Source organism: Chryseobacterium sp. C39-AII1 (genome assembly GCF_039672645.1).
In the GTDB taxonomy this organism is placed as follows: domain Bacteria; phylum Bacteroidota; class Bacteroidia; order Flavobacteriales; family Weeksellaceae; genus Chryseobacterium.
Genome location: NZ_JBDFPQ010000015.1, coordinates 51,133 through 72,278 on the forward strand (window position 1 = coordinate 51,133; position 21,146 = coordinate 72,278).

Below are 21,146 nucleotides of genomic sequence, written 5' to 3' on the forward strand. Positions count from 1 at the left end.
GGCAGCTTCGCTGCCGCGCCAAAAAACAACCAAAATAGCGAGTGCGGAGAGCTGGAAATAGCTTCTAAAGATAGTTGACAGTTGATAGTTACTAGTTGATAGTTTTTAGAACGTTTATCTTTAATTTATATCTATTCCTTTCTTAGCTTTTTACCATTTTCTTAATATCGAATTTCTTATCTTTGCACATTAAAATTTTAAAGCAGAAAATAATGAACTCTTTTATTGAAGAACTGAAATGGCGTGGGCTTTTTGCCGACATGATGCCGGGAACGGATGAACAACTGAACAAGGAAATGACCTCAGCCTATATCGGTTTTGATCCTACTGCAGATTCTTTACATATCGGAAGTCTTATTCAGATCAAAATTCTGGCTCATTTTCAGCAGCACGGTCACAAGCCGATTGCGCTGGTTGGTGGTGCTACAGGGATGATTGGTGATCCTTCAGGGAAATCTGCAGAGAGAAATCTTCTGGATGAAGAAACGCTGCTTCATTATGTTGAGTGTTTGAAAAATCAGCTGGCAAGATTCTTAAATTTTGACGGAAATGAAACCAATAAAGCAGAATTGGTAAACAATTACGATTGGATGAAAAATATTTCTTTCCTTGACTTTGCGAAAAATGTTGGAAAAAATATTACTGTAAACTACATGATGGCGAAAGATTCTGTGAAGAAAAGATTTTCTGGAGAATCTGGTGCAGACGGAATGAGTTTTACGGAATTCACTTATCAGTTGATTCAGGGTTACGATTTCCTACATTTATATCAAAACGAGGGCGTAAAGCTTCAGATGGGAGGTTCTGACCAGTGGGGAAATATCACGACGGGTACAGAATTAATCCGAAGAAAAGCTCAGGGAGAGGCATTTGCTTTAACCGTTCCTTTGATTACAAAAGCTGACGGTTCTAAATTCGGAAAATCTGAAAGCGGAGAAAATTACTGGCTTGACAAAAAGAAAACGTCACCTTATAAATTTTATCAATTTTGGCTAAATGCAACAGATGTTGATGCTGAAAGATTCATTAAATTCTATACTTTCTTAGGAAAAGAGGAAATTGAAGCTTTGATTGAAGAACATGGAACAGCTCCTCACGAAAGAAAACTTCAAAAGAAATTAGCAGAAGAAGTGACTGTTTGGGTTCACGGAAGAGAAGAATATGAAAAGGCTTTAAAAGCTTCTGAAATTCTTTTCGGACGTTCAACTGCTGAAGATTTAGTAAGTCTTGACGAAGAAATTTTCCTTGAAATTTTTGATGGTGTTCCTCAAAAAGAAGTCGCTAAAGCTGATGTGTTGGGAGTAAATATCGTTGATCTGCTTTCTGAAAAATCAGGATTTCTGAAATCGAAAAGTGAAGCAACAAGAGAATTGAAAGGAAATTCAATTTCTGTTAACAAAAATAAAATTAATGAAGTTTATACGGCTAACGAAGCTGATTTAATTGACGGAAAATTCCTTTTATTACAAAAAGGTAAAAAGAGTTATTTTATTGTAAAAGTAATTTAGTGAAAATAGTTTCGGCGGTTTTGTCTTTGACAAAACCGCCGAAACCTAAAATAAAAAACAAATCGCTGCAAGAGAAATCCTGCAGCGATTTTATTAATACAACTATTTCGAAAGTTATTAATTTTAGAATGTGTAAGATGCAGACGCAGAAAGGTATTGCCCGCTTGAAGTTCCTTCTTTCTTCAATTCTCCGTCTACCCAGATCTGAACTTTTAATGTGGATGAAGCACTTGCCCCTATTGCATTTACTGCTACATTAGCTCCATAAGCCCCTTTTTCAGATGTAATTTCAGGACTTGACCATGTTTCGCCGCTTAAGCTGCTTGCAGTGGTTGGATTTCCGTCGATTCCGTATACTGCAACATCAATGTTACTTCCTGAAGAAGCAATTGCCTTGAAAACAACTTTGTGTTGCTTTCCTGCTCCGTTTACAGGATTGTCGTCATCGCTGCTGCAAGAAGATACAAACCCGATAAACATTGCTGCTAATAATACAACAAACGTCCCCCTCAACAAATGATTTAGTTTCATTTTTTTCATAAATTTCCTTTTTTGGTTTAAATTTTTACTACTACTTAAGTCTATAATAAGTGATTTGGTTCTGCAAATTTAGAACTACAGCTAATGGCTTTCAATCCTCAAAAAACAGTAATTTTTTCTACCTAATTTCTGGTAGATTTTTATCTGAAGAAAATTTTATCTATCTTGTAAATTATTTGATAAATAATTGAATTTGATGGTTATAATGAGGCATTTTTCTCTTTTAATATTTGTTTTATTTTCATTTAGTTTACAATCACAACAAATTGTTCCGCTCAACGAAAAAAAATATACGGATAGTCTACAGACTGTTATTGAAACCCAAAGTAACGGAAACTCTAAGGCAACAGCCTATTTTCTTCTTTCCAACTATTATCGAAATACAGATACTTTAACAAGTAAAAAATATTTAGAATTAGGCAAAGATTTAACTAAAAATTCTCCTTTTTTAGCTGCAAAATATTATTATTATAAAGGACAATATCTTCTTGAAAAAGATAAAGAAAAAGCTGCAAATGCTTATCAAAAGGCAATTCAAGAGTTATCAAAAATAAAATCTGAAGAATCAGATTATTTTCAGGCGTTATCTTGGTACAACTATGGAGTTGCCGAAAAAAATAAAGAAGGTTATCCTTTTTTGGTGAAAACAATCTTAGAAAAAGCAATTCCCTTACTTGAAAAATATCCTGAAAGTAAAAAATTAGGCTTTTTATATTCTCAGTTAGCTATTATTCTTACCTATAATGCAGAATTTGAAAAAGCCGGAAATTACAATAAAAAAGCATTAGACATTCTTGAAAAAGTAGCTCCCAATTCATCAGAAGTATTTTTTGCGTATTTAAATACAGCCAGTAACTTCTGTTATCAGGCCAAAGGAGACGAAGCGAAAAAAAAACTTGATAAAGCTGAGAAAATTATTATCCAATATCCCGATTCTTCATTAAATGCTTCTTTTTATTATGGTAAAACATTGTATTTTATTACCAAACAAAAGCATGATGAAGCATTAATTTCTATTGATAAAGGTTTGATTTATGCTAAAAAATTTAATCTAAGTCTTTTGGCTCAGATGTTTTATTTTAACAAATATGATATTTTAAGAAAGCAAAAAAAATTCGGTGATGCAAAGGCTGTGCTGGAAAATATTCTGAAAGAAAAAACACTGATGGCCGACGCCAATAACAAAAAATCTGTGTATAAACAACTTTCGAGTTTGAGTGAAGAAATGGGAAATCCTACTGAAGCTTTAACTTGGGAAAAAAATTATTCAAAACTGAGCGACAGCTTAAATTCTGAAAATGTAAAACTGGAAATCAATAAGCTTGAAACGAAGTTTAACACGGCAGAAAAAGAAAGAAAAATTGCCCAAAAAGAACTGGAAATCAATAAAAAGAATCAATATTTATGGATATTAGGCTTAGCTTCTTTATTCTTAATTATTTTAATCATTTCCATTTATCTGTATAATAAAAAATTGGCTAAGCAAAGAGAAATCAATCATCAGCAAAACCTGAAAGAGATTCAGCAAAGAGAAGAATTAAACATCACCAAAGCCATTCTTGAAAGCGAAGAAAGAGAAAGGGAACGTATTGCTAGAGACCTTCACGACGGGCTTGGCGGAATGCTCGCCGGAATTAAAATTAATTTTTCAGCATGGTCTTCTACTCATCTTGAAACAGATCAGCACGAAGGTTTTAATAAAATCTTACATCAATTAGATAATTCCGTGAATGAATTAAGACATGTTGCGAGAAATCTAATGCCTGAATCATTATTAAATTTCGGACTGGAAACTGCTTTGAATGATCTTTGTGAATTTTATACCAGAAAAGATTTAGAAATAGAATTTCAATCGTTAAATATAAATAAAGATCTGCCGTTATCTATTCAGAAGAATATTTACAGAATCATCCAGGAATTATTGGCTAATGCCGTAAAACATTCGGAAGCGACAAATATTTTGCTTCAATGTTCACAATCTGACGAAAACTTTATGATTACCATTGAGGATAACGGAAAAGGTTTTGATGAAAATATTTATAAAACATCCAAAAGTATGGGAATCCGAAATCTGAAAAACAGAGTTGATTATCTTAAAGGAAAAATGGAAATCAATTCTGACAACGAAGGAACCAATATTAATATCGAACTGAACACCAATGCAATCTCATAAAATAAATATAGCCATTGTAGACGACCACCCGATCGTTATCGAAGGATTGAAAATGATGCTGAATAATCAGTCGATTTTTAATGTGGTTGAAGCATTTACTTCAGGGTTGGAAATTATCAATTTTGTACAATCAAATGAAGTTGATATTATTTTACTCGACATCACTTTGCCCGATTCAAACGGAATAGAATTATGTAAAAAGATTAAAATGATTTCGCCAAATACTTCCGTGATTATGTTTAGTAACCGCTCAGAAAGAAGCATTATTATGCAATGTATTCAGAACGGAGCGAGTGGTTATCTGTTGAAAAATACTTCTATCGATGAATTGATTGATTGCATTAAAGGCGCCCTTTCTGGAAATATTGTTTTCTGTAATGAAACGAAAGAAATCATCAGTAAACTTTCTCAAAATGAATTCATTATTCCACGTCTTACCAAAAGGGAAAAAGAAATTCTTAAAATGGTTGCCCAAGGAAAAACCAGCGCTGTTATTGCAGAAGAGTTATTTTTAAGTCCGCTTACCGTAGACACACACCGAAAAAATTTACTTCAAAAATTCCGGGCAAAAAATTCTACAGAGCTTATTACCTTAGCATTACAGCAAAATTTAATTGAAGAATAAATTAAAAAGCCGACTCAAAATGAATCGGCTTTTACTATTTAAATTTTTAAGTCTTTAAATTTTATAATTCTAAGAAACTGTGCGTAACGCTAGCTACTTTGTTTGTTCCTTTTCCAACAACAGTATCTGCTTTAGCAATTTCGCTGTCGATCCACATAAGGACGATCAGTTTAGAATCTGCATAAGGAAGATCTGCACTTGCAGCAACTCTTAACTGAGACTGGCTCTCATTTACAAAAAACTCATCGCTTTTCCAAGAAATTCCTGTAGCTGTATAATTTGTTTCAGCACCAGTACCAACTTGTGTTGCAATAGCATTGAATTTACCCGTAACCGGAGGTGTTGGCGCAGGTGTAGGACCACCTGTCACTATTTTTGTTTCAAATTGTACAATATGCTGTTTATCTTCATCGTCATCATCTTTTTTACAAGAATTCATAACAGTAGTTATTGAGAATAATGCGACAAATAAAAAGGAAAGTCTTCGTAAACTTTTAGAGTTGTAAAATTGCTTCATTTTTTCCAATTAGATTTTTAATGTTTCAAATATAAGTTTTTTATCAATATAAAAATAACTTTTTTGAAAATTTTCCAACAAAGATTTCTAAACAATATCAAATCAATAAATGTTTACCATGTTATTTCTGCTTATCTCTTGGAAAGATCAAACCCAAGAATTAGCCAGAATGTCATAACATTAGAAATGGTCTCATTTTTACAATATCAAGATAAATCATTATTAATTATCTTTGCGCTATGAATTTAGACTACATCGTTCGCGAACCCGAAAATATTACCCCCAATACCACTATTCTTTTTATGCTTCACGGCTATGGCAGCAATGAGCAGGATCTTTTCAGCTTCAGAGAAACACTTCCTGAAGATTGGATTATCGTAAGCTTCAGAGCGCCGAGAGAAACGCAATTTGAAGGATTTTCTTGGTTTGACATAGATTTTAATGCTCCAGAAAACTTTATTGATGTTCCGCAGGCAAAAGAATCTTTGAATTCTGTGTTGGAAAATATTTTAAAAATTGTAAATCATTACGGGATTACAGAAGGTAAAACTCACCTTTGTGGCTTCAGCCAGGGAGGAATATTATGCTATGCTTTGGCGTTAAAATATCCTGAAATGTTCAACTATGTAGCTTGTTTGAGCTCTTATCCGGAAGAAAAATTGCTGGATGATATTGTGAAAGATAAAAAGAAGTTGGAGCGTTTAAGATTCTTCGTTTCTCACGGAACGGATGATGCGGTAATCCCTATGGATTGGGGAAGAAAAGCTGCTGATCTTTTATATGATCTTAATTGTTATTTCACTTTTAGAGAATATATGAGCGGCCATGGTGTGAATCAAAAGAATTATATGGATTTGATGGAATTCTTTTCTAAATAATTAGCAAATACCTATCATTTAAAACAAATTATTAACATTTATATAAACATTCTCAACTTCGAGGATGTTTTTTATTTTTATTAGAGATAATTTCAGTAAATTCAATAGATGAAACTTCGGTATTTTATCTCAATGATAGCTCTATTTTTCAGCATTTTTTTTAATGCTCAAAATAGTTTTGAGGTAAAAGAAGGTAAAAAAACGACAATTCCGTTTAAACTTATCAATAATCTAATTTTCATTCCCATCAATATTAATGGTGTTGAACTTACCTTTCTCCTAGATACGGGAGTGGCTGAAACTTTATTATTCAGTCTTGAAAACACACAAATTCAGCTTGATAATATTGAAAAAATAAAGTTTTCTGGGTTGGGTGGCGATTTAAGTATAGACGGATACCGTTCTGATCGAAATATTGCTAAAATCGGAGATAATTTTGTGAATTATTCCATGACCGTTTTTATTATCGTAGATCAGGAGTTTAATATTTCTTCTCACGTAGGTATTCCGGTGAATGGCGTTATCGGTTATCATTTCTTTAAAAATCATAAAATTTCCATTGATTATTCGGGTAAAAAAATTACCATTTATAATGATGATACTTTCTTTAAGAAGAAAACGAAAAGATTTACCGAACTTCCAATTACCATCGAAAAAAGTAAGCCTTATATTTTGGCTGATGTTGAAATGACGAATGAAAAGAATCCTTCAAAATTATTGATTGATCTTGGAAACAGCGATCCTATCTGGCTCTTCCCTACTCTGATTAAAAATTTTGTTTATAACCGTCCGAATATTGATGATTTTCTTGGAAGAGGCTTTAATGGTGATATTTTTGGAAAGAGAAGCAGAATTCATAATTTTTATTTAGGTAATTTTAAATTTGAAAAACCGTTGACTGCAATGCCGGATGAATTCTCCATTCAGCACGTTCATTTGGTTGAAAACAGAAAAGGCTCCATTGGTGGGGAAATTATGCGGCGTTTCACTGTTGTTTTCGATTATCCTAATCAAAAAGTTTATTTACGAAAAAATAAAAATTTTGATGATCCTTTTCATTTTAACATGAGTGGACTCGATTTTAAACAAGATGGCATGGAATGGGCTAGTGATATTGTAAAGGTGGAAACGAAACCGTCAAACGGCGTAGAAGCCTATAACAGCAATAGTTTACAGTATAAATTTACTTTAAAACCTATTTTCTCCATTGCCGGAGTAAGAAAAGATTCGCCAGCCGATAAATCCGGATTAAAAAAAGATGATAAACTAATTAGCATTAATGGGAATAATACGGCCGACATGACGATGGAAAAAATTCTGGAACTCATGAAATCCTATGAAGGCAGAACCATTAATATGGTTGTTCAGAGAAAATTAGATAAATTAACAGTAAGCTTTACGCTAGAAGACCCAATACCTTATCAAGAATAATATGAATACAGAAGAAACAACATTAGATAAAATCCGTACCCGACCGAGGTTTAAAATGTTTACGCATTTAAGCAAAGAAGAATATGCCGAAAATCTAAAAAAATATTTGCTGGAACATAAAGATGAATTTTCAGGAAACATTAATAAAGAAGTGGCAACGATTTGCGTAGAAACGAAAGAAGATAATTACTGGAAACCTCAACTTGCCTTAAGAGTGGAGATTGAAGACGAACAAACCGCAATAAGAGGTGTTTTCGGACCTACTTCTGCGGTTTGGACATTTTTTATGTTTCTGTATTTTTCGTTTTCAATTCTGTGGATGACGTTTTTCACGATGTATTATGTGGAAAAACAGATTAACAGTCACGAATATCCTTGGGCGATACATGCTTCTTTTCTTATGCTAATTTTTATTGCTTTAACCTATGCAGCAGCACGATTTGGACAACATAAAGGCAAAGAAGAAATGCTGAAGCTAAGACAGTTTGCCGAAGAATCTACCTTACAGTTTGAAAAGAAAAATGAAGATTAAGGAGATTGTGTTTTAGGATTTTCCGGCATCTGCTGAATCATCGCTTTTGCTGCTTTAATGGAATCTACCACTTTTATCCTGTTATCCTGTTCTCTTATAATTTTATCAACATTGGGTTCGATCATTTTGGTCATTTCTTCCACCGAAACATTATTGGCATTAGGATCTTCCAATAAATTTCTCCAAGGTTTTCTTTTCCCCCATTTGTAGTCTCCGTACACCAAAACTGCTGTTCCTTTTGCCTTTGTAGTCGCTCCTCCAGGATTCAAAACCCAAGTATCTGCATAGCCGTACAACCATTTCGCATCTTTCATTAATAATCTTAAACACGAGTGTGATGCCGGATATCCCGGAAGATCGTACTGATGCCATCCGATACCGTCAAGATTAAAGATATTGAAGTTATATGGTAATTTCCATTCGCTGCTTACCGTAGAAATGGCGAGTTGCTTTTTCCAGTTGGCAAATGTTAAGCCTGTTTTTGTTTTAGCCGTTTTTTTACCCATACTTGTCGGGCCCCATTTTACCAAAGTTCCATCTGTATAAACTCCGTAAGCTTGAAGAGGATATGAAAATACAACAAACTTTTTCACACCACTCAACACATCAAGCTGCATTGGGAAAGGCGAATAAGACATTAGAGTTGTATCTATTTTTGCAGGAACGACTAACGTATCAGAGTTCCATTTATTTTTAGAATCTAATCGGTTTAAAGCTAAAATTGCATAACGCTCTCTTTCATTATATTTTTTACTGAAAATTGCGTAGGCAGAATCTCTCAGTTTTTTGTCTTTCGGAAGAACAAAAGCGTTGTAGAATCCGGTTTCCTGCATTGCCGGCGGCATAGATTCTTTTTCTACCACAGGAGAATCCTGCTTTATGGTATCTTTTTCAACTTCTTCTGGAGTATCTGAGATTGAGGTTGCTGTATCTGTAATTGCATCGCTTACTTTTTCGATTTCCTTTTTACAGGAAACTACAAAAAACGCAACAATAAGCGTACATAGAAATAATTTTTTCACAAGAATGTTTTTCATAAAAATAATGAGTCAATTAGTTTTGCTACTCAATACAAATATCAGACCTAATTTTTAATCCTAAAAATTATCCAAGCAAATACCGTAAAAAAACGGTAATTTTTTAAATCTTGATTAAATCAATAGAAACTGATTTACAATAACTTATTATTTTTAGCATAAGCTAAAGCTTCCGCAATATTATTAACTCCTATTTTTTCGAACAGTTTTTTTCTGTGGAATTTTACGGTATCAGCCGTCACAAATATCTTATCTGCAATTTCAGTTATTTTCAAGCCACTTGCCGAAAGACTCAATATTTCATGTTCTCTTTGAGAAAGCTTTTTCTTTTCTTCTATGAACCATTTATCGGCATCAACATCATAATTCCAGAGATCATCGCTTCTTTCTTTACTAATGACAACATTTCCTGAAGATTGTGCATTCGAAAGAGAAACCATACAGATTGCCTTCCAAATTTTCCCGTCTTCGGTAAGAAAAAACGGCGTTAGTTTATGATTAATTAAAACTTCATTTTTCCTTTCATTAATCAAACAAAAATCATAAGAAATAGTATATTTTTTTCTATCCTCAATCGATAGCTTTTCATAAAAATCAAATCCGGCCTTATTAATTTTCACCAATAATTCCAGATCTGCAGGTTTTACATTTTTAAAATAAAACGCGTAGCCTAAATTTTTCACTTCTTCCGAAGTCATTCCACATAAAAACAAAGGATTATCCGACACATATTCGAATGCTTTATCAAAATAATCAATAATATATAGACTTTGATATGACATTCTTGAAAATGCCTTTACGGCTTCCAGATAATCATTTCTCTGCGAATAGTCAATCTTAGCATCAGATTCTATTTCATTTTTTTCGTTAAAAAACCTGTTTATTTCTTCCATTAAGTTAAAATATGACGACTACCTGAAAGGGTAGTTTTTGCCATTATTAAACAAATCTACACAAAAGTGTAGTTCCTTACAATACAAGCAATTGTATTTTTGTCAATATTTCAAATATGGGTGGAAATTTTTAACCATAAAATCAAAGAGGTATAAACACAAATTTTAGGTAAAAAACTAATTCTAAAAGTTAGTTCAGAAAACACAAACCATGAAAACCCTTATAAACTAATCAATAATGCCGTCATTTCAGACGGTATTTTCATTTTTAAGATATAGTAATTTTGTTTTATATCGATTGTAATAAATTCCCCAAAACAGAAACCAAGGCAGATAAATAATCAAAAAGCTTATTGATACCTCTGGATCCAACTTTCCGTCCGACATGGAGAAAACGCTCCATAAAGTGATTAAAACAGGTAAAAGAAACCAACAAAGCCAAGACTTCAATCTATCTTCAAAAGGCTTTAAAATCGATAATAAAGCTGTAAAGGAAGATAAACTCAATACCATGTAAATTCCCAGAGAAATACCGTAAGCGAGCCCGCTCATGTCACACCTCGGATGATATTCTTCAGTGATCGGTTTTCTGGTAACATAAATTAAAAGAAAAAAGAAAATCCAGGAAATTATTACTGAAAATAAAAAAGTTTTAAGAATAGAGAATAAAATAAATTTTCGTTTGGTCATTATTTGGTGTGCTTTATTCTATTAAATATAGGAAAAATTTAGACATAAAAAAAGCCTCCAATTTCTAGAAGACTTTTTGCGATCCGGACGGGACTTGTTCTTATTTGAATCACTTTTGTTTTAATCTAGCTTATAGTTTGCAACTTGTAAAATTTTACGCAACTATATACTTAGATTTAGGGGTTATCCATTTTTATATTTGTCCTCCATTCTATTTAAAATCACTCTTCTCAGCCTCTCTTCATTTTCATCTCCCCAATACCCCAATGCAGAAATTATCGGAATTAAGGTCTTTCCAAAATCCGTAAGAGAATATTCAACTTTTGGGGGAACAACTGCGTAGATCTTCTTCGTAACAAGCTCGTGCTCTTCAAGTTCTTTTAATTGAATATTTAAAACCCTCCTTGAAGCATCCGGAATTTTACGCTGCAATTCACTAGGACGCAGATGTCCTTGATTGATAAACCATAACAGGCGGATTTTCCATTTCCCATAAAGGACTTCACCAATAAGGTCAAGACCACAGTTTAAATTTAAAGGTATTTTTCGTTCGTGCATACACAAATTTAGTTCAATGTACCAAATTGTACAATAGGGGAAAAAATTATCCCTATGCAATTCGATTTTCCGTTATTGCCTGAAAAAGTGATACTTCCGAAATTTGTATCAAAGAAATCGACAATGGAAAATCAATTTAATTACAACAATGAACTTCAAGGTAAAATCGCCTTGGTAACCGGTGGAACCAAAGGAACCGGAAAAGCAATTGCAGAAAGATTGCTACAAGGTGGAGCAACAGTTATCATTACCGCCAGAAACGCTCCTGAAAAAGGAAACGATAATCTGCATTTTATTTCAGCTGATTTGAGTAAGGCTGAAGGAACTCAGAAAGTAATCAGTGAAGTGCTATCAACTTACGGAAGACTTGATATTCTTGTGAACAACCTTGGTTCTTCATCAACACCAGCAGGCGGTTTTAATGTACTAAGTGATGAAGACTGGGAGTCAACATTACAAGCTAATTTGTTGGCTCCTGTTCGATTGGACAGAGGATTTTTACCACAAATGATTGAGCGCAAAACTGGCGTTATTATTCACATCGCTTCCATTCAGGGTAAATTGCCTTTGTATGATTCTACTTTGCCGTATGCAGCTGCAAAAGCGGGATTGAGAAACTACAGCAAAAGCTTATCTAATGAAGTGACACCCAAAGGTGTTCGTGTTCTGACTGTTTCACCAGGATGGATTAGAACAGAAAATGTCAAAGTATGGCTGGAAACCATTGCTCAAAATTCAAATATTCCTATAGAAGAAGCTCAACAAGGCGTTGTGGATGCATTGGGCGGAATTCCTTTTGGAAGACCTGCTGAACCGCAAGAAGTTGCTGAATTGGTTGGATTTCTTGTTTCGCCAAGAGCCAATTATTTAACCGGAACCGAATTTGTAATCGACGGCGGTACAGTTCCGACAATTTAGTATTCAAAGAAATTAATAGTAATCCTTAAAAATTTAATAAAATGAAATTACCAAATGTTATCTCAGAATTAGTGAAAGCACAAAACGAATTTGACAGTACAGCGTATGCCAATTGTTTTACCGAAAATGCAGAAGTATTTGACGAAGGCAAGACCCACAACGGAAAAATTGAAATTGAAAAATGGATTGACAAAGCCAACAAAGAATATGAAGCTACAATGAAGCCTTTAGACTATAACGAAACCGAAAACATCTTATCGGCGGAAACTTCAGGAAATTTTCCGGGAAGCCCGATTGTTTTGAAGTATTATTTTCAGTTGTCTGAAGGATATATTCAGTCATTGAAAATAACTGGTTAGCATTTTAACTGATAGAATTAATTAAAGCTGAAGTGAGAACCTCAGCTTTTTTGGTTTAAATTAAATTCAAATTATAAATCCTTCCAAAGGTTGAATATTTTGAAAGAACAGTCTAACTTTAGCGATTATCTCATAATTTGAGAAAAATTTAGAAATCAATTTGTCTTATCGGGATAAAGAGATTTTATAATCTGCTGGCGATTTGACAAAACAAAATCAATCAAGGTATTCAAAACTGTCCAAATTTCCTGAGCGTGATTGGTTAACGAAAGATAGGGATCATTTCAAAATGATTAAAGATAAAAAGAAAAAAAGCTTTAAAACATATGTTTTAAAGCTTTTTATACTACTTTAATATTGTAGTTGCGATCCGGACGGGACTCGAACCCGCGACCTCCGCCGTGACAGGGCGGCATTCTAACCAGCTGAACTACCGGATCAATTTTATTTTAAAAGTAAATTGAGAAAACTTTCTGCGATCCGGACGGGACTCGAACCCGCGACCTCCGCCGTGACAGGGCGGCATTCTAACCAGCTGAACTACCGGATCAATTTTATTTTAAAAGTAAATTGAGAAAACTTTTGCGATCCGGACGGGACTCGAACCCGCGACCTCCGCCGTGACAGGGCGGCATTCTAACCAGCTGAACTACCGGATCTAATTTTGTTTTAAAAGTAAATTGATAAACTTTTGCGATCCGGACGGGACTCGAACCCGCGACCTCCGCCGTGACAGGGCGGCATTCTAACCAGCTGAACTACCGGATCATTTTCGTTTTGTTGTAAGAACTTCGTTTCTTTTTTGTGATTGCAAAAGTACAACTTTTTTCCTTACTTGCAAATTTATTTCAAAAAAAATGCCTTCCAAAAGCGGAAAGCATTCATTATCAAATTTATTATTTTTACAAGTGAGCGCTTAATTTTTCCGCGATCACCTCTTTTGGAGTTACACCCACTAATTTTTCAACAACTTCTCCGCCCTTAAAAATTAGAACTGTAGGAATATTTCTGATACCATATTGCATAGAAATATCCTGATTGTTGTCTACATCTACTTTCCCAACTACTGCTTTTCCTTCGAAATCGTTTGCAACTTCTTCGATGATTGGTCCCAATGTTCTGCACGGTCCGCACCATACAGCCCAAAAGTCTACTAATACCGGTACTTCTGATTTTAAAACCGTTTCCTGAAATGAGCTATCTGTAATTTCTAAAGCCATTTTGTTTCTTTTATTTAAATTAATATTATATTCTGTTTGTAATCCTTAATTGGATATTCAAAATTACGATTTTTGACTAATAAGACTATCTATGCTCAACATTTGTATTTTCTATAACGAAATCTTTAGAGATCTCCTTCAGAGCATTTACAAAAGTATCGATATCTTCTTTAGTCGTTAAATGACTGAATGAAATACGAAGCGGCGTACAATGATCCATCTCATCTTCTGATAAAACCATCATCATAACCATTGATGGCTTAGAAGCTCCCGAAGAACATGCACTTCCCTGAGAAATTGCAATTCCCTTCATATCTAATTGAAGCCCGATTAAAGGGTTTTTATAAGGCAATAAAGCGCTTAAAACCGTGTAAAGACTATTTTCCTGCTCAGCACTTCTTCCGTTGAATTTAATACCCGGAATCTCGGCAGAAAGTCTTTCAGCTGTATAGTTTTTGATTTCCTGCATGTGGTTGGTATATGCTTCCATATTATTTAATGAAAGTTCCAATGCTTTACCCAATCCTACAATTCCTGCCACATTTTCTGTTCCTGCTCTTAAGCTTCTTTCCTGAGGACCTCCGGTAATAATTCCTTTCAAACCGCTAGATTTTCTGATAAAAGCAAAACCAACTCCTTTTGGACCATGGAATTTATGCGCACTGCAAGAAGCAAAATCAACCTGAATATCAGATAAATCTAAATTCATGTGAGCCATAGTCTGCACCGTATCTGAGTGGAAAAGAGCATTATTAGCCTTACACAATTCTGCGATCTTCTTAATATCAACAATATTTCCAATCTCGTTATTGGCATGCATTAAGCTCACCAATGTTTTTTTATCCGAAGCTTTCAGTAATTCTTCAAGCTTATTTAAATCAATATCTCCTTTTTCATTAGGACGGATGTAGTTTACCTCTACTCCTTTTCTCGCCTTCATATCCAAAATACTTTCAGAAACACATTTGTGCTCTAAAGGCGAACTGATAATTCTTTCTACTCCAAGGTGTTCAACGCTTGATTTTATAATCATGTTGTTCGACTCTGTTCCGCAAGACGTAAAAATAATCTCTGCGGGAGTTACATGAAGATAATCAGCAACCTGCCTTCTCACATTTTCAATAAGAATCTTCGCTTCCTGCCCAAAGCTGTGGGTGGAAGAAGGATTTCCGAAGTTCATCTTCATGGTTGCTACCATGGCATCGATAACTTCTTCTGAAAGTGGCGTAGTTGCAGCGTTATCTAAATAGATCTTATTCATTTTTATTTTGAAGATTTTAATTCTACAGAGGTGAAATTGTAATTTGATGGAACTGTAAAAATCACGTACGGATTAGAAATTACCTGTATTTCCATCCCGCCATGTTCCACATAGGGAACCTCAACATACAGTACATTATCTTTTACAGAAACACTTTTGATCTCAGTAATTCTGTGATCTCCGGATCTGAACATACCTGAATTATACAAAACAACTTTCTTATCCGTAGGAAATTTTATTGTTTTTTCAGGCGCGGGCTCACTTCCTTCAACAATTAGCTGAGAAGAGTTTCCTTTCAATGCTTTCTGAAATTCAGCATCATTTTTAATAATTTTAAAACCTGCCTCATCCGCACCACCTTGTGATTCGGAAGCGATGATTTCAGTTTTTGTCTGCATGTCTGATGACTTTTGGGATGGTGTGCTTGTACTTGTGCAACTGATTACCGCTGCAAAGCACAAAATAAGCAGTTTTTTCATTTTTACATTTTTACCACCCAAAATTAGTGAAAAAATTGATAATGACCTTCATTTGCCCATTTCAGCATTGGCTTGTCGCCGGAAGTATCTCCAAATGCTATGATTTTATCGTATTTATGGTCGTTTATTTCACTTTTTATCCTTACCAGTTTTTCCTTTCCGTTGCAGTTTCTACCAATAAAATTTCCTGTAAAAACCCCGTCTTTAAACTCGGCACGCGTAGAAACCAGCTGCATTTGGAATGCTTCAGCGAAAGGTTTGGTCCAAATATCAAGTGAAGCCGTTACCAGTAAGCTTTGTGTATTGTTTCTATCGATATTATTTATAAAATCTAATGCGTTCTCTCTTACGATTTTAGGATAATGTTCCTCAAAAAACTGTTTGGCTTTTTTCTCAATTTTTTCCTGAGACTGACCTTTAAGAATAGAACCGATAAAGCTCTTTTTCACCTTTTCTGTCTCAGCTAATTTTAATTTCAACAAAATAAAAAGTGGCACGTGTCTCAAAAATTGTACACGAAACTTAGCAGAATCGTAGAACTTAAGATACATAAACATGGTATCTTTGTAAGTAAGAGTTCCGTCAAAGTCGAAGCAATACAATTTTTTCATAGAGTTAGGGCTTAGGGTAAATGTTACGAGTTGTTAATTAAAGCATTTGCTCACCGAGCAATCAAAAATAAGCAAATTATTAAGAATAATTACAGATAAATTTTGAAAAGCAAATTCGGCAATAATTTATGTATTTATGTCAAACGCAGATAAGCTACGTTTTATTTTCTCATTAATTTTTTCACTTCAATAAACTCAGAATCATTTAAAGCATAAGTTTTGATTTCTTTCCCATTTTTCAGAATAATTGATGTTTCAAAAATCGTATAAACGGTTTTTCATTTACCAAAACCATCCGAATACTTTACAGGTTTCGGTAATTGTTTAAATTCCTTGATATCTTCAATCAAAATCTTTTTTGAAAAAGGTAAAAACTGATAGGAAATAATCAAATTATCCTGAGTTGCCTTCATAATCTCCGTTTTTAGAAAATAAAACAAAGAGCCTAATGCACCTATCAAAAATATTGAAATGAGAAGATAAACTACAATTTTCGAATCGTCATCCGGATGTATTTCCAGCGAGTGATAAATATACCCTGTTATTAAACTGAAGAAAATAAATCCCAAAGAAAAAACAAAAAAATTAATTGAAAGAAGGTTAGATTTAAATAAAATTTTATCTTTCAAAATAAAATTAAAGCTTTAATTTTTTAAATATAAATTCAGGAATATTTCTAATAATCATCATAATAATTGTCCAAATCGGCAAAACATATGCTACATTTTTCTGCTTTTTATATGCTTTAAAAATACAGTCAGCCGCCTGTTTCGGAGTTGCTGTTAATTTTGGATTTAAAGGTAAACCTTCCGTCATTTTAGTAGCCATAAATCCAGGTTTTATGGTAAGAACATGCACTTTTTTATCGAAAAGATAATTCCTCAAACCACTTAAATAAGCAGTAAAAGCAGCTTTAGCACTTCCATAAATAAAATTACTCTGTCTTCCTCTTTCACCCGCTACCGATGATAAACCGATGATCGTGCCAGATCTTCTACTTTCAAATTTCTGAGCAAAATAATTCATTACAGGAACCAGTTTCGAGTAATTAATATCGATGATTCTCTCTGTATTTTTATTATCATACAAGCCTTCTTCCGTGCCTTCACCCAAATATCCTGTAGCACAAAACAGTAAATTGGAATTAATGTATTCCAACTGATTGTAATCAATGGGTTTCATTAAGTCTAATTCAACAACTTCAGATTGTTGCAGAAATTTTACATCAATATGTCTTGCAAACCTTTCTGTGGTCTCTTTATTTGAGGTAAATAGATAAATTTTTTCAAACTTTTCGCCTTCCTGTAGTGCTTTTTCAACAAAAGCCTGCGCCACTTCAGACGTACTTCCTAGAACTATCATTAGCTGTTATTTATGATTCTTTTGTGCTGCAAAGACACAAATTTTGAGCTTTGAACATTTTTAAGATAATTGGTAAGAGACGATCTGCTCATGCTGTCTTTCGTAAGATAAATTTTACCGTTGTACTCCTGAACAATATCATCTAATTTTTCGATTAATTTTTTCAGTTTTGAATTTACTTTAAAATCCAATGCCAGAGAATATCCTTCAAAAGGGAAAGAGTTGTAAGCCTGGGGGTTCTCTTTTCCGTAAAGCTTCAAAACAGCTAAGAAAGAACCGTTTCCACTATTGGCAATCGTTTCCAGAATTTTTTTCATTCCTTCCTTTCCCGTTTCTTTTGGAATCATCATCTGATATTGGATGAATCCTGACTTTCCATAAATTTTATTCCAGTCATTCACGAAATCAAGAGGATAAAAAAAGGTTTCAAAATCGGTAAAGCTTTTCACCTCCTTTTTAGACTGTTTTTTATAATACAGAAAATTAAAAATTTTCACCGTTAAAGCATTCAAAACAAAACCCGGAAAATAAAAAGGAACCGTTGGTTCAAATTTTTTCTTTAATCGTAATGGATTTTTCTTGAAACTTTCTGGAAGCTCATGTTGAAAAGCATGTTCGCCACGCATCAAAATACTTCTTCCGATATTATTTCCTTTTTGAAGACAATCGATCCACGCAACGGTGTACGTCCAGCTTTCACTCTCTTCAAATAATCTAAATATTTCATCAAGATTTTCAGCTTTAATGCTTTCCTGACGAATATAAGCAGATTCTATATTTTTAAGCTTGAATTTTGCTGAAAGGATAATTCCCGTCAATCCCATTCCGCCAATGGTAGCCCAGAATTTATCTGAATTTTCGTCTCTTGAACATGTGATGATATCGCCATTTTCAATCATCAACTTAAAGTCGATTACATATTCTGAAAAACAACCTTCAGCATGATGATTTTTACCATGCACATCAGAAGCAATAGCACCTCCCACAGAAACAAATTTAGTTCCCGGAGTTACATATAAAAAATAACCTTGTGGAACGGAAATTTCCAATACCTCAGAAAGCAAAACCCCTGATTCGCATTCAATAATTCCGTTCAGACGATCAAAGCTTATGAATTTATTTAATCTTTTTGTTGAAAATATATGTTCTCCTAATGAAGAGTCTCCGTAACATCTGCCGTTTCCGCGAGCGATTACTTCATTATGATTCAGAACAAATTCTCGTATATTTTTGAAGCTGTCTTCAGACTTCATTTCTTTTTCCACAACGGGAAAATTACCCCAATTGGTAACCTTCTGTACAAAATTCGGCTTCATTATTTTTTAAAATAGATTTGGATTAAAAATGCAGCTACCCACAGTATCAGGGTAATCTGGATGTATCTGTCTCTGTACACAATTTTGGTTGGCGATTCTGTTCGGTTGTACACCAATGTTTGCTGTAAATACCTTAAAAAGGCAAAAACAACAAAAATTACAGTGTAAAAAACCCTTTCGTGAAATCTCGCCTGCACTTCCGGTGATAACGTAAACATCAAATAACAGATGATAGCCAACGTCACAGAAATAGAAAGGGCAATATCTGCAAACTGAACATTGTAACCATCCAGCGCCTTTCTTGTTTTTCCTGAAACCTGCGCGTTAATCAATTCTCCTCTTCTTTTCCCGATCGCTAGAACTAATGCTAAGACAAAAGTCAGCAAAATAGCCCATTGAGAAATGTTAATTCCCGTAATATAACCTCCAGCTAAAACCCTCAGGACGAAGCCAATCGCAATGATACAAATATCAATAATCGGAACATGCTTTAACCTGAATGTATAAGCCAAATTCATCACAAAATAAGTGACAATGATTGCTGCAAACTTCCAAAGATCTTCTTCAAAATAGTTTTGAGCCAGGAATACTAAGGCAATATCAACAACGATGATCCCTATAAGGATTCCAATCGCTTTTGATTTTGAAATAGCGCCGCTTGCCAACGGTCTGCGTCGTTTTTCGGGATGTTGACGATCGGCTTCAATATCATTATAATCATTTAAAATGTAAACGACACTTGCAGCTAAAGAGAAAATAATAAAAGCAAAAATACTTTTACTTAATAAGTCTATGTTCTGAATACTGCCGGAAAAAAATAGAGGGACAAATACAAACAGGTTTTTTACCCATTGCTCTACACGCAGCAGTTTTAGGTATTTCTTCATTTATGTGAAATCAGTTACAAAGGTAATAAATTCAAAATTATTGCATAAAAATACAAAAAAAACCGCCGAAGCGGTTGTTTACGAAAATATTTATATATTAAATTAATTACTGCCCTTGTTGAGCATCGTTAATCATTTTTTCATTTGCAGTAATAGCGAACTCTACTCTTCTGTTTTTCGCTCTACCAGCATCTGTATCGTTAGAAGCTACCGGCTTGCTTTCACCTTCACCCAAAGCGAATAATCTGCTTGAAGCAATACCTTTTCCAGCTAAATAAGCTTTTACAGAATTTGCTCTTCTTTCAGAAAGCTTCATGTTGTAGTCATCAGCACCTTTGCTATCTGTATGTCCATAGATATTAATGTTAGTATCAGGGTTATTAATCAAAACCTGACCTAATTTATCTAAGTTTGTTTTTGCTGTACTTGTAAGCGCAGAGGAATCAAAATCGAAGTTTACGATACTTTCATTCAACGTAATTTTAATACCATCTCCTACTCTTTCTACTTCAGCACCCGGCAAAGTTTCTTTAATTTCTCTAGCCTGCTTATCCATTTTGTTACCGATAACATTACCTGCAACACCTCCGATAATACCACCAAGCACCGCTCCTAAGGCTGCATTTTTACCTTTACCTACGTTATTTCCTAAAATACCACCAAGTACCGCTCCGGATGCAACACCTACTGCCGTACCTCTTTGTTGATGGTTTGAATTTTGAACTGCTTCACAACTTGTAAGCAATAAAGCTGATGATAAGAAAAGAGCTCCTATATATGTTTTTGTAAATTTCATTTTTTTAATCTTTTATGTTAATTATTTCATTCCTGTTCTTTCAAAGTTGTAAACAACTCTTACATTTTCTCCGTCAAAAGGAACATTTTGTTCAAGTGTAAACTGATCTGTTGTCTGATTTGTTAAAGTTAAAACATATCCAGCTGTATTTTGTTTAGCTTTAGTTCCATCAGCGATTTTCTTAAATTCGAAAGTACTTCCGTTTTTAGAATCAATTTTTATTGGCTGGGTAAATCCTGCGCCACAATTTCCACCACCAGTTACTGTAAAAGCTCCAGTCCAGTTATTAGGGATTAATCTCCAATGGCTTCCTACAAAACACTGAGCATCTATTCCTTCGTCAAAAGGCTTTATCTTAAACTTTTTATCGTAATTAATACTTACGATCTGCCAGTCTCCTTTCATTTTTAGAAATTCTGATCTCTGACTCTGGGCTGTTTTTGCATTATTAACGGCGGAACAAGACACTGCAAAAAGTGATGTTCCCAACATTCCTGCAAGTAGTAACTTTTTCATAATTGTTGTTTATTATTTTATATACCATAAAGTTATAAA

The 21,146-nt window shown here is 34.0% G+C and carries 24 protein-coding genes and 4 tRNA genes; 8 read left to right on the forward strand and 20 right to left on the reverse strand.

From position 1 onward, the window contains the following. Positions 1-212 precede the first annotated feature (212 nt). On the forward strand, positions 213-1,508 hold the full coding sequence (gene tyrS / locus ABEG63_RS18075) for a tyrosine--tRNA ligase (protein ID WP_346586682.1): 1,296 nt from the start codon (positions 213-215) through the stop codon (positions 1,506-1,508). A gap of 123 nt (positions 1,509-1,631) precedes the next feature. On the opposite strand, the gene ABEG63_RS18080 is transcribed toward tyrS, so the two are convergent. Beyond that, entirely contained in the window at positions 1,632-2,048 is a 417-nt protein-coding gene (locus ABEG63_RS18080) for a hypothetical protein (protein ID WP_346586684.1), read from the reverse strand. A gap of 205 nt (positions 2,049-2,253) precedes the next feature. Here ABEG63_RS18080 and ABEG63_RS18085 point away from each other — a divergent pair, with 205 nt between their 5' ends. After that, positions 2,254-4,221: a histidine kinase gene (locus tag ABEG63_RS18085; RefSeq protein ID WP_346586686.1), complete on the forward strand. Its 1,968-nt coding sequence runs from the start codon at positions 2,254-2,256 to the stop codon at positions 4,219-4,221. Next, positions 4,208-4,846, forward strand: coding sequence for a response regulator transcription factor (locus ABEG63_RS18090; RefSeq protein WP_346586688.1), 639 nt, complete (start codon positions 4,208-4,210; stop codon positions 4,844-4,846). The genes ABEG63_RS18085 and ABEG63_RS18090 overlap by 14 nt, the downstream gene beginning before the upstream one ends. 61 nt (positions 4,847-4,907) lie before the next feature. Here the strand turns inward: ABEG63_RS18090 and ABEG63_RS18095 are convergent, their stop codons facing one another. Next, positions 4,908-5,285, reverse strand: coding sequence for a hypothetical protein (locus ABEG63_RS18095; RefSeq protein ID WP_312390086.1), 378 nt, complete (start codon positions 5,283-5,285; stop codon positions 4,908-4,910). A gap of 317 nt (positions 5,286-5,602) precedes the next feature. On the opposite strand from ABEG63_RS18095, the gene ABEG63_RS18100 reads away from it, so the two are divergent. The 3 genes from ABEG63_RS18100 to ABEG63_RS18110 all read left to right on the forward strand — a co-directional run bounded on the left by ABEG63_RS18100 (position 5,603) and on the right by ABEG63_RS18110 (position 8,204). Next, positions 5,603-6,241, forward strand: coding sequence for an alpha/beta hydrolase-fold protein (locus ABEG63_RS18100; RefSeq protein WP_346586690.1), 639 nt, complete (start codon positions 5,603-5,605; stop codon positions 6,239-6,241). Between the two features lie 132 nt (positions 6,242-6,373). After that, a complete protein-coding gene (locus ABEG63_RS18105; protein ID WP_346586692.1) occupies positions 6,374-7,672 on the forward strand; it encodes a PDZ domain-containing protein in 1,299 nt (432 codons plus the stop codon). A 1-nt stretch (position 7,673) separates the two neighbouring features. Then, the gene (locus ABEG63_RS18110; protein WP_267405160.1) at positions 7,674-8,204 is read left to right on the forward strand and encodes a hypothetical protein; all 531 of its coding nucleotides are present in this window, start codon (positions 7,674-7,676) and stop codon (positions 8,202-8,204) included. On the opposite strand, the gene ABEG63_RS18115 is transcribed toward ABEG63_RS18110, so the two are convergent. The 4 genes from ABEG63_RS18115 to ABEG63_RS18130 all read right to left on the reverse strand — a co-directional run bounded on the left by ABEG63_RS18115 (position 8,201) and on the right by ABEG63_RS18130 (position 11,382). Further along, positions 8,201-9,241, reverse strand: coding sequence for a L,D-transpeptidase (locus ABEG63_RS18115; RefSeq protein ID WP_267405159.1), 1,041 nt, complete (start codon positions 9,239-9,241; stop codon positions 8,201-8,203). The genes ABEG63_RS18110 and ABEG63_RS18115 overlap by 4 nt on opposite strands. Before the next feature lie 134 nt (positions 9,242-9,375). Then, a complete protein-coding gene (locus ABEG63_RS18120) occupies positions 9,376-10,134 on the reverse strand; it encodes a helix-turn-helix transcriptional regulator (protein ID WP_346586694.1) in 759 nt (252 codons plus the stop codon). A 249-nt stretch (positions 10,135-10,383) separates the two neighbouring features. Continuing rightward, entirely contained in the window at positions 10,384-10,824 is a 441-nt protein-coding gene (locus ABEG63_RS18125) for a hypothetical protein (protein ID WP_346586696.1), read from the reverse strand. 183 nt (positions 10,825-11,007) lie between these two features. Then, positions 11,008-11,382 (reverse strand): helix-turn-helix domain-containing protein, encoded by a 375-nt coding sequence (locus tag ABEG63_RS18130; RefSeq protein WP_267405154.1) that lies wholly within the window; start codon positions 11,380-11,382, stop codon positions 11,008-11,010. 54 nt (positions 11,383-11,436) lie between these two features. Here ABEG63_RS18130 and ABEG63_RS18135 point away from each other — a divergent pair, with 54 nt between their 5' ends. Further along, positions 11,437-12,300, forward strand: a complete 864-nt coding sequence (locus ABEG63_RS18135) for an SDR family oxidoreductase (RefSeq protein WP_346586698.1) — start codon at positions 11,437-11,439, stop codon at positions 12,298-12,300. Between the two features lie 41 nt (positions 12,301-12,341). After that, positions 12,342-12,659, forward strand: a complete 318-nt coding sequence (locus ABEG63_RS18140; RefSeq protein ID WP_267405152.1) for a nuclear transport factor 2 family protein — start codon at positions 12,342-12,344, stop codon at positions 12,657-12,659. 366 nt (positions 12,660-13,025) lie between these two features. On the opposite strand, the gene ABEG63_RS18145 is transcribed toward ABEG63_RS18140, so the two are convergent. The 14 genes from ABEG63_RS18145 to ABEG63_RS18210 all read right to left on the reverse strand — a co-directional run bounded on the left by ABEG63_RS18145 (position 13,026) and on the right by ABEG63_RS18210 (position 21,107). Then, a tRNA-Asp gene (locus tag ABEG63_RS18145) sits at positions 13,026-13,099 on the reverse strand. Between the two features lie 36 nt (positions 13,100-13,135). Further along, positions 13,136-13,209, reverse strand: a tRNA-Asp gene (locus ABEG63_RS18150). Between the two features lie 35 nt (positions 13,210-13,244). Continuing rightward, positions 13,245-13,318 (reverse strand) — tRNA-Asp (locus ABEG63_RS18155). Positions 13,319-13,353: 35 nt separating this feature from the next. Then, positions 13,354-13,427: transfer RNA gene (locus ABEG63_RS18160), tRNA-Asp, on the reverse strand. A gap of 134 nt (positions 13,428-13,561) precedes the next feature. Then, a complete protein-coding gene (gene trxA, locus ABEG63_RS18165; RefSeq protein ID WP_267405151.1) occupies positions 13,562-13,879 on the reverse strand; it encodes a thioredoxin in 318 nt (105 codons plus the stop codon). Positions 13,880-13,964: 85 nt separating this feature from the next. Then, on the reverse strand, positions 13,965-15,140 hold the full coding sequence (locus ABEG63_RS18170) for a cysteine desulfurase family protein (RefSeq protein WP_312399889.1): 1,176 nt from the start codon (positions 15,138-15,140) through the stop codon (positions 13,965-13,967). A gap of 2 nt (positions 15,141-15,142) precedes the next feature. Further along, the gene (locus ABEG63_RS18175) at positions 15,143-15,619 is read right to left on the reverse strand and encodes a hypothetical protein (RefSeq protein WP_346586700.1); all 477 of its coding nucleotides are present in this window, start codon (positions 15,617-15,619) and stop codon (positions 15,143-15,145) included. 23 nt (positions 15,620-15,642) lie between these two features. Then, complete coding sequence (locus tag ABEG63_RS18180; RefSeq protein WP_267405146.1) at positions 15,643-16,230, reverse strand: HAD family hydrolase; 588 nt, start codon at positions 16,228-16,230, stop codon at positions 15,643-15,645. A gap of 278 nt (positions 16,231-16,508) precedes the next feature. After that, positions 16,509-16,643 carry a hypothetical protein gene (locus ABEG63_RS18185; protein ID WP_346586702.1) on the reverse strand — a complete coding sequence of 45 codons (135 nt, stop codon included), beginning with the start codon at positions 16,641-16,643 and terminating at the stop codon, positions 16,509-16,511. 223 nt (positions 16,644-16,866) lie between these two features. Further along, the gene (locus ABEG63_RS18190) at positions 16,867-17,592 is read right to left on the reverse strand and encodes an SDR family NAD(P)-dependent oxidoreductase (RefSeq protein WP_346586704.1); all 726 of its coding nucleotides are present in this window, start codon (positions 17,590-17,592) and stop codon (positions 16,867-16,869) included. Beyond that, the gene (locus ABEG63_RS18195; RefSeq protein ID WP_267405143.1) at positions 17,592-18,908 is read right to left on the reverse strand and encodes an FAD-binding oxidoreductase; all 1,317 of its coding nucleotides are present in this window, start codon (positions 18,906-18,908) and stop codon (positions 17,592-17,594) included. Before ABEG63_RS18195 ends, ABEG63_RS18190 begins: the two co-directional genes overlap by 1 nt. Further along, on the reverse strand, positions 18,908-19,795 hold the full coding sequence (locus tag ABEG63_RS18200; protein ID WP_267405142.1) for a decaprenyl-phosphate phosphoribosyltransferase: 888 nt from the start codon (positions 19,793-19,795) through the stop codon (positions 18,908-18,910). Before ABEG63_RS18200 ends, ABEG63_RS18195 begins: the two co-directional genes overlap by 1 nt. 106 nt (positions 19,796-19,901) lie before the next feature. Beyond that, complete coding sequence (locus tag ABEG63_RS18205; protein ID WP_267405141.1) at positions 19,902-20,591, reverse strand: OmpA family protein; 690 nt, start codon at positions 20,589-20,591, stop codon at positions 19,902-19,904. 21 nt (positions 20,592-20,612) lie between these two features. Then, complete coding sequence (locus tag ABEG63_RS18210; protein ID WP_267405140.1) at positions 20,613-21,107, reverse strand: lipocalin family protein; 495 nt, start codon at positions 21,105-21,107, stop codon at positions 20,613-20,615. Positions 21,108-21,146 lie beyond the last annotated feature (39 nt).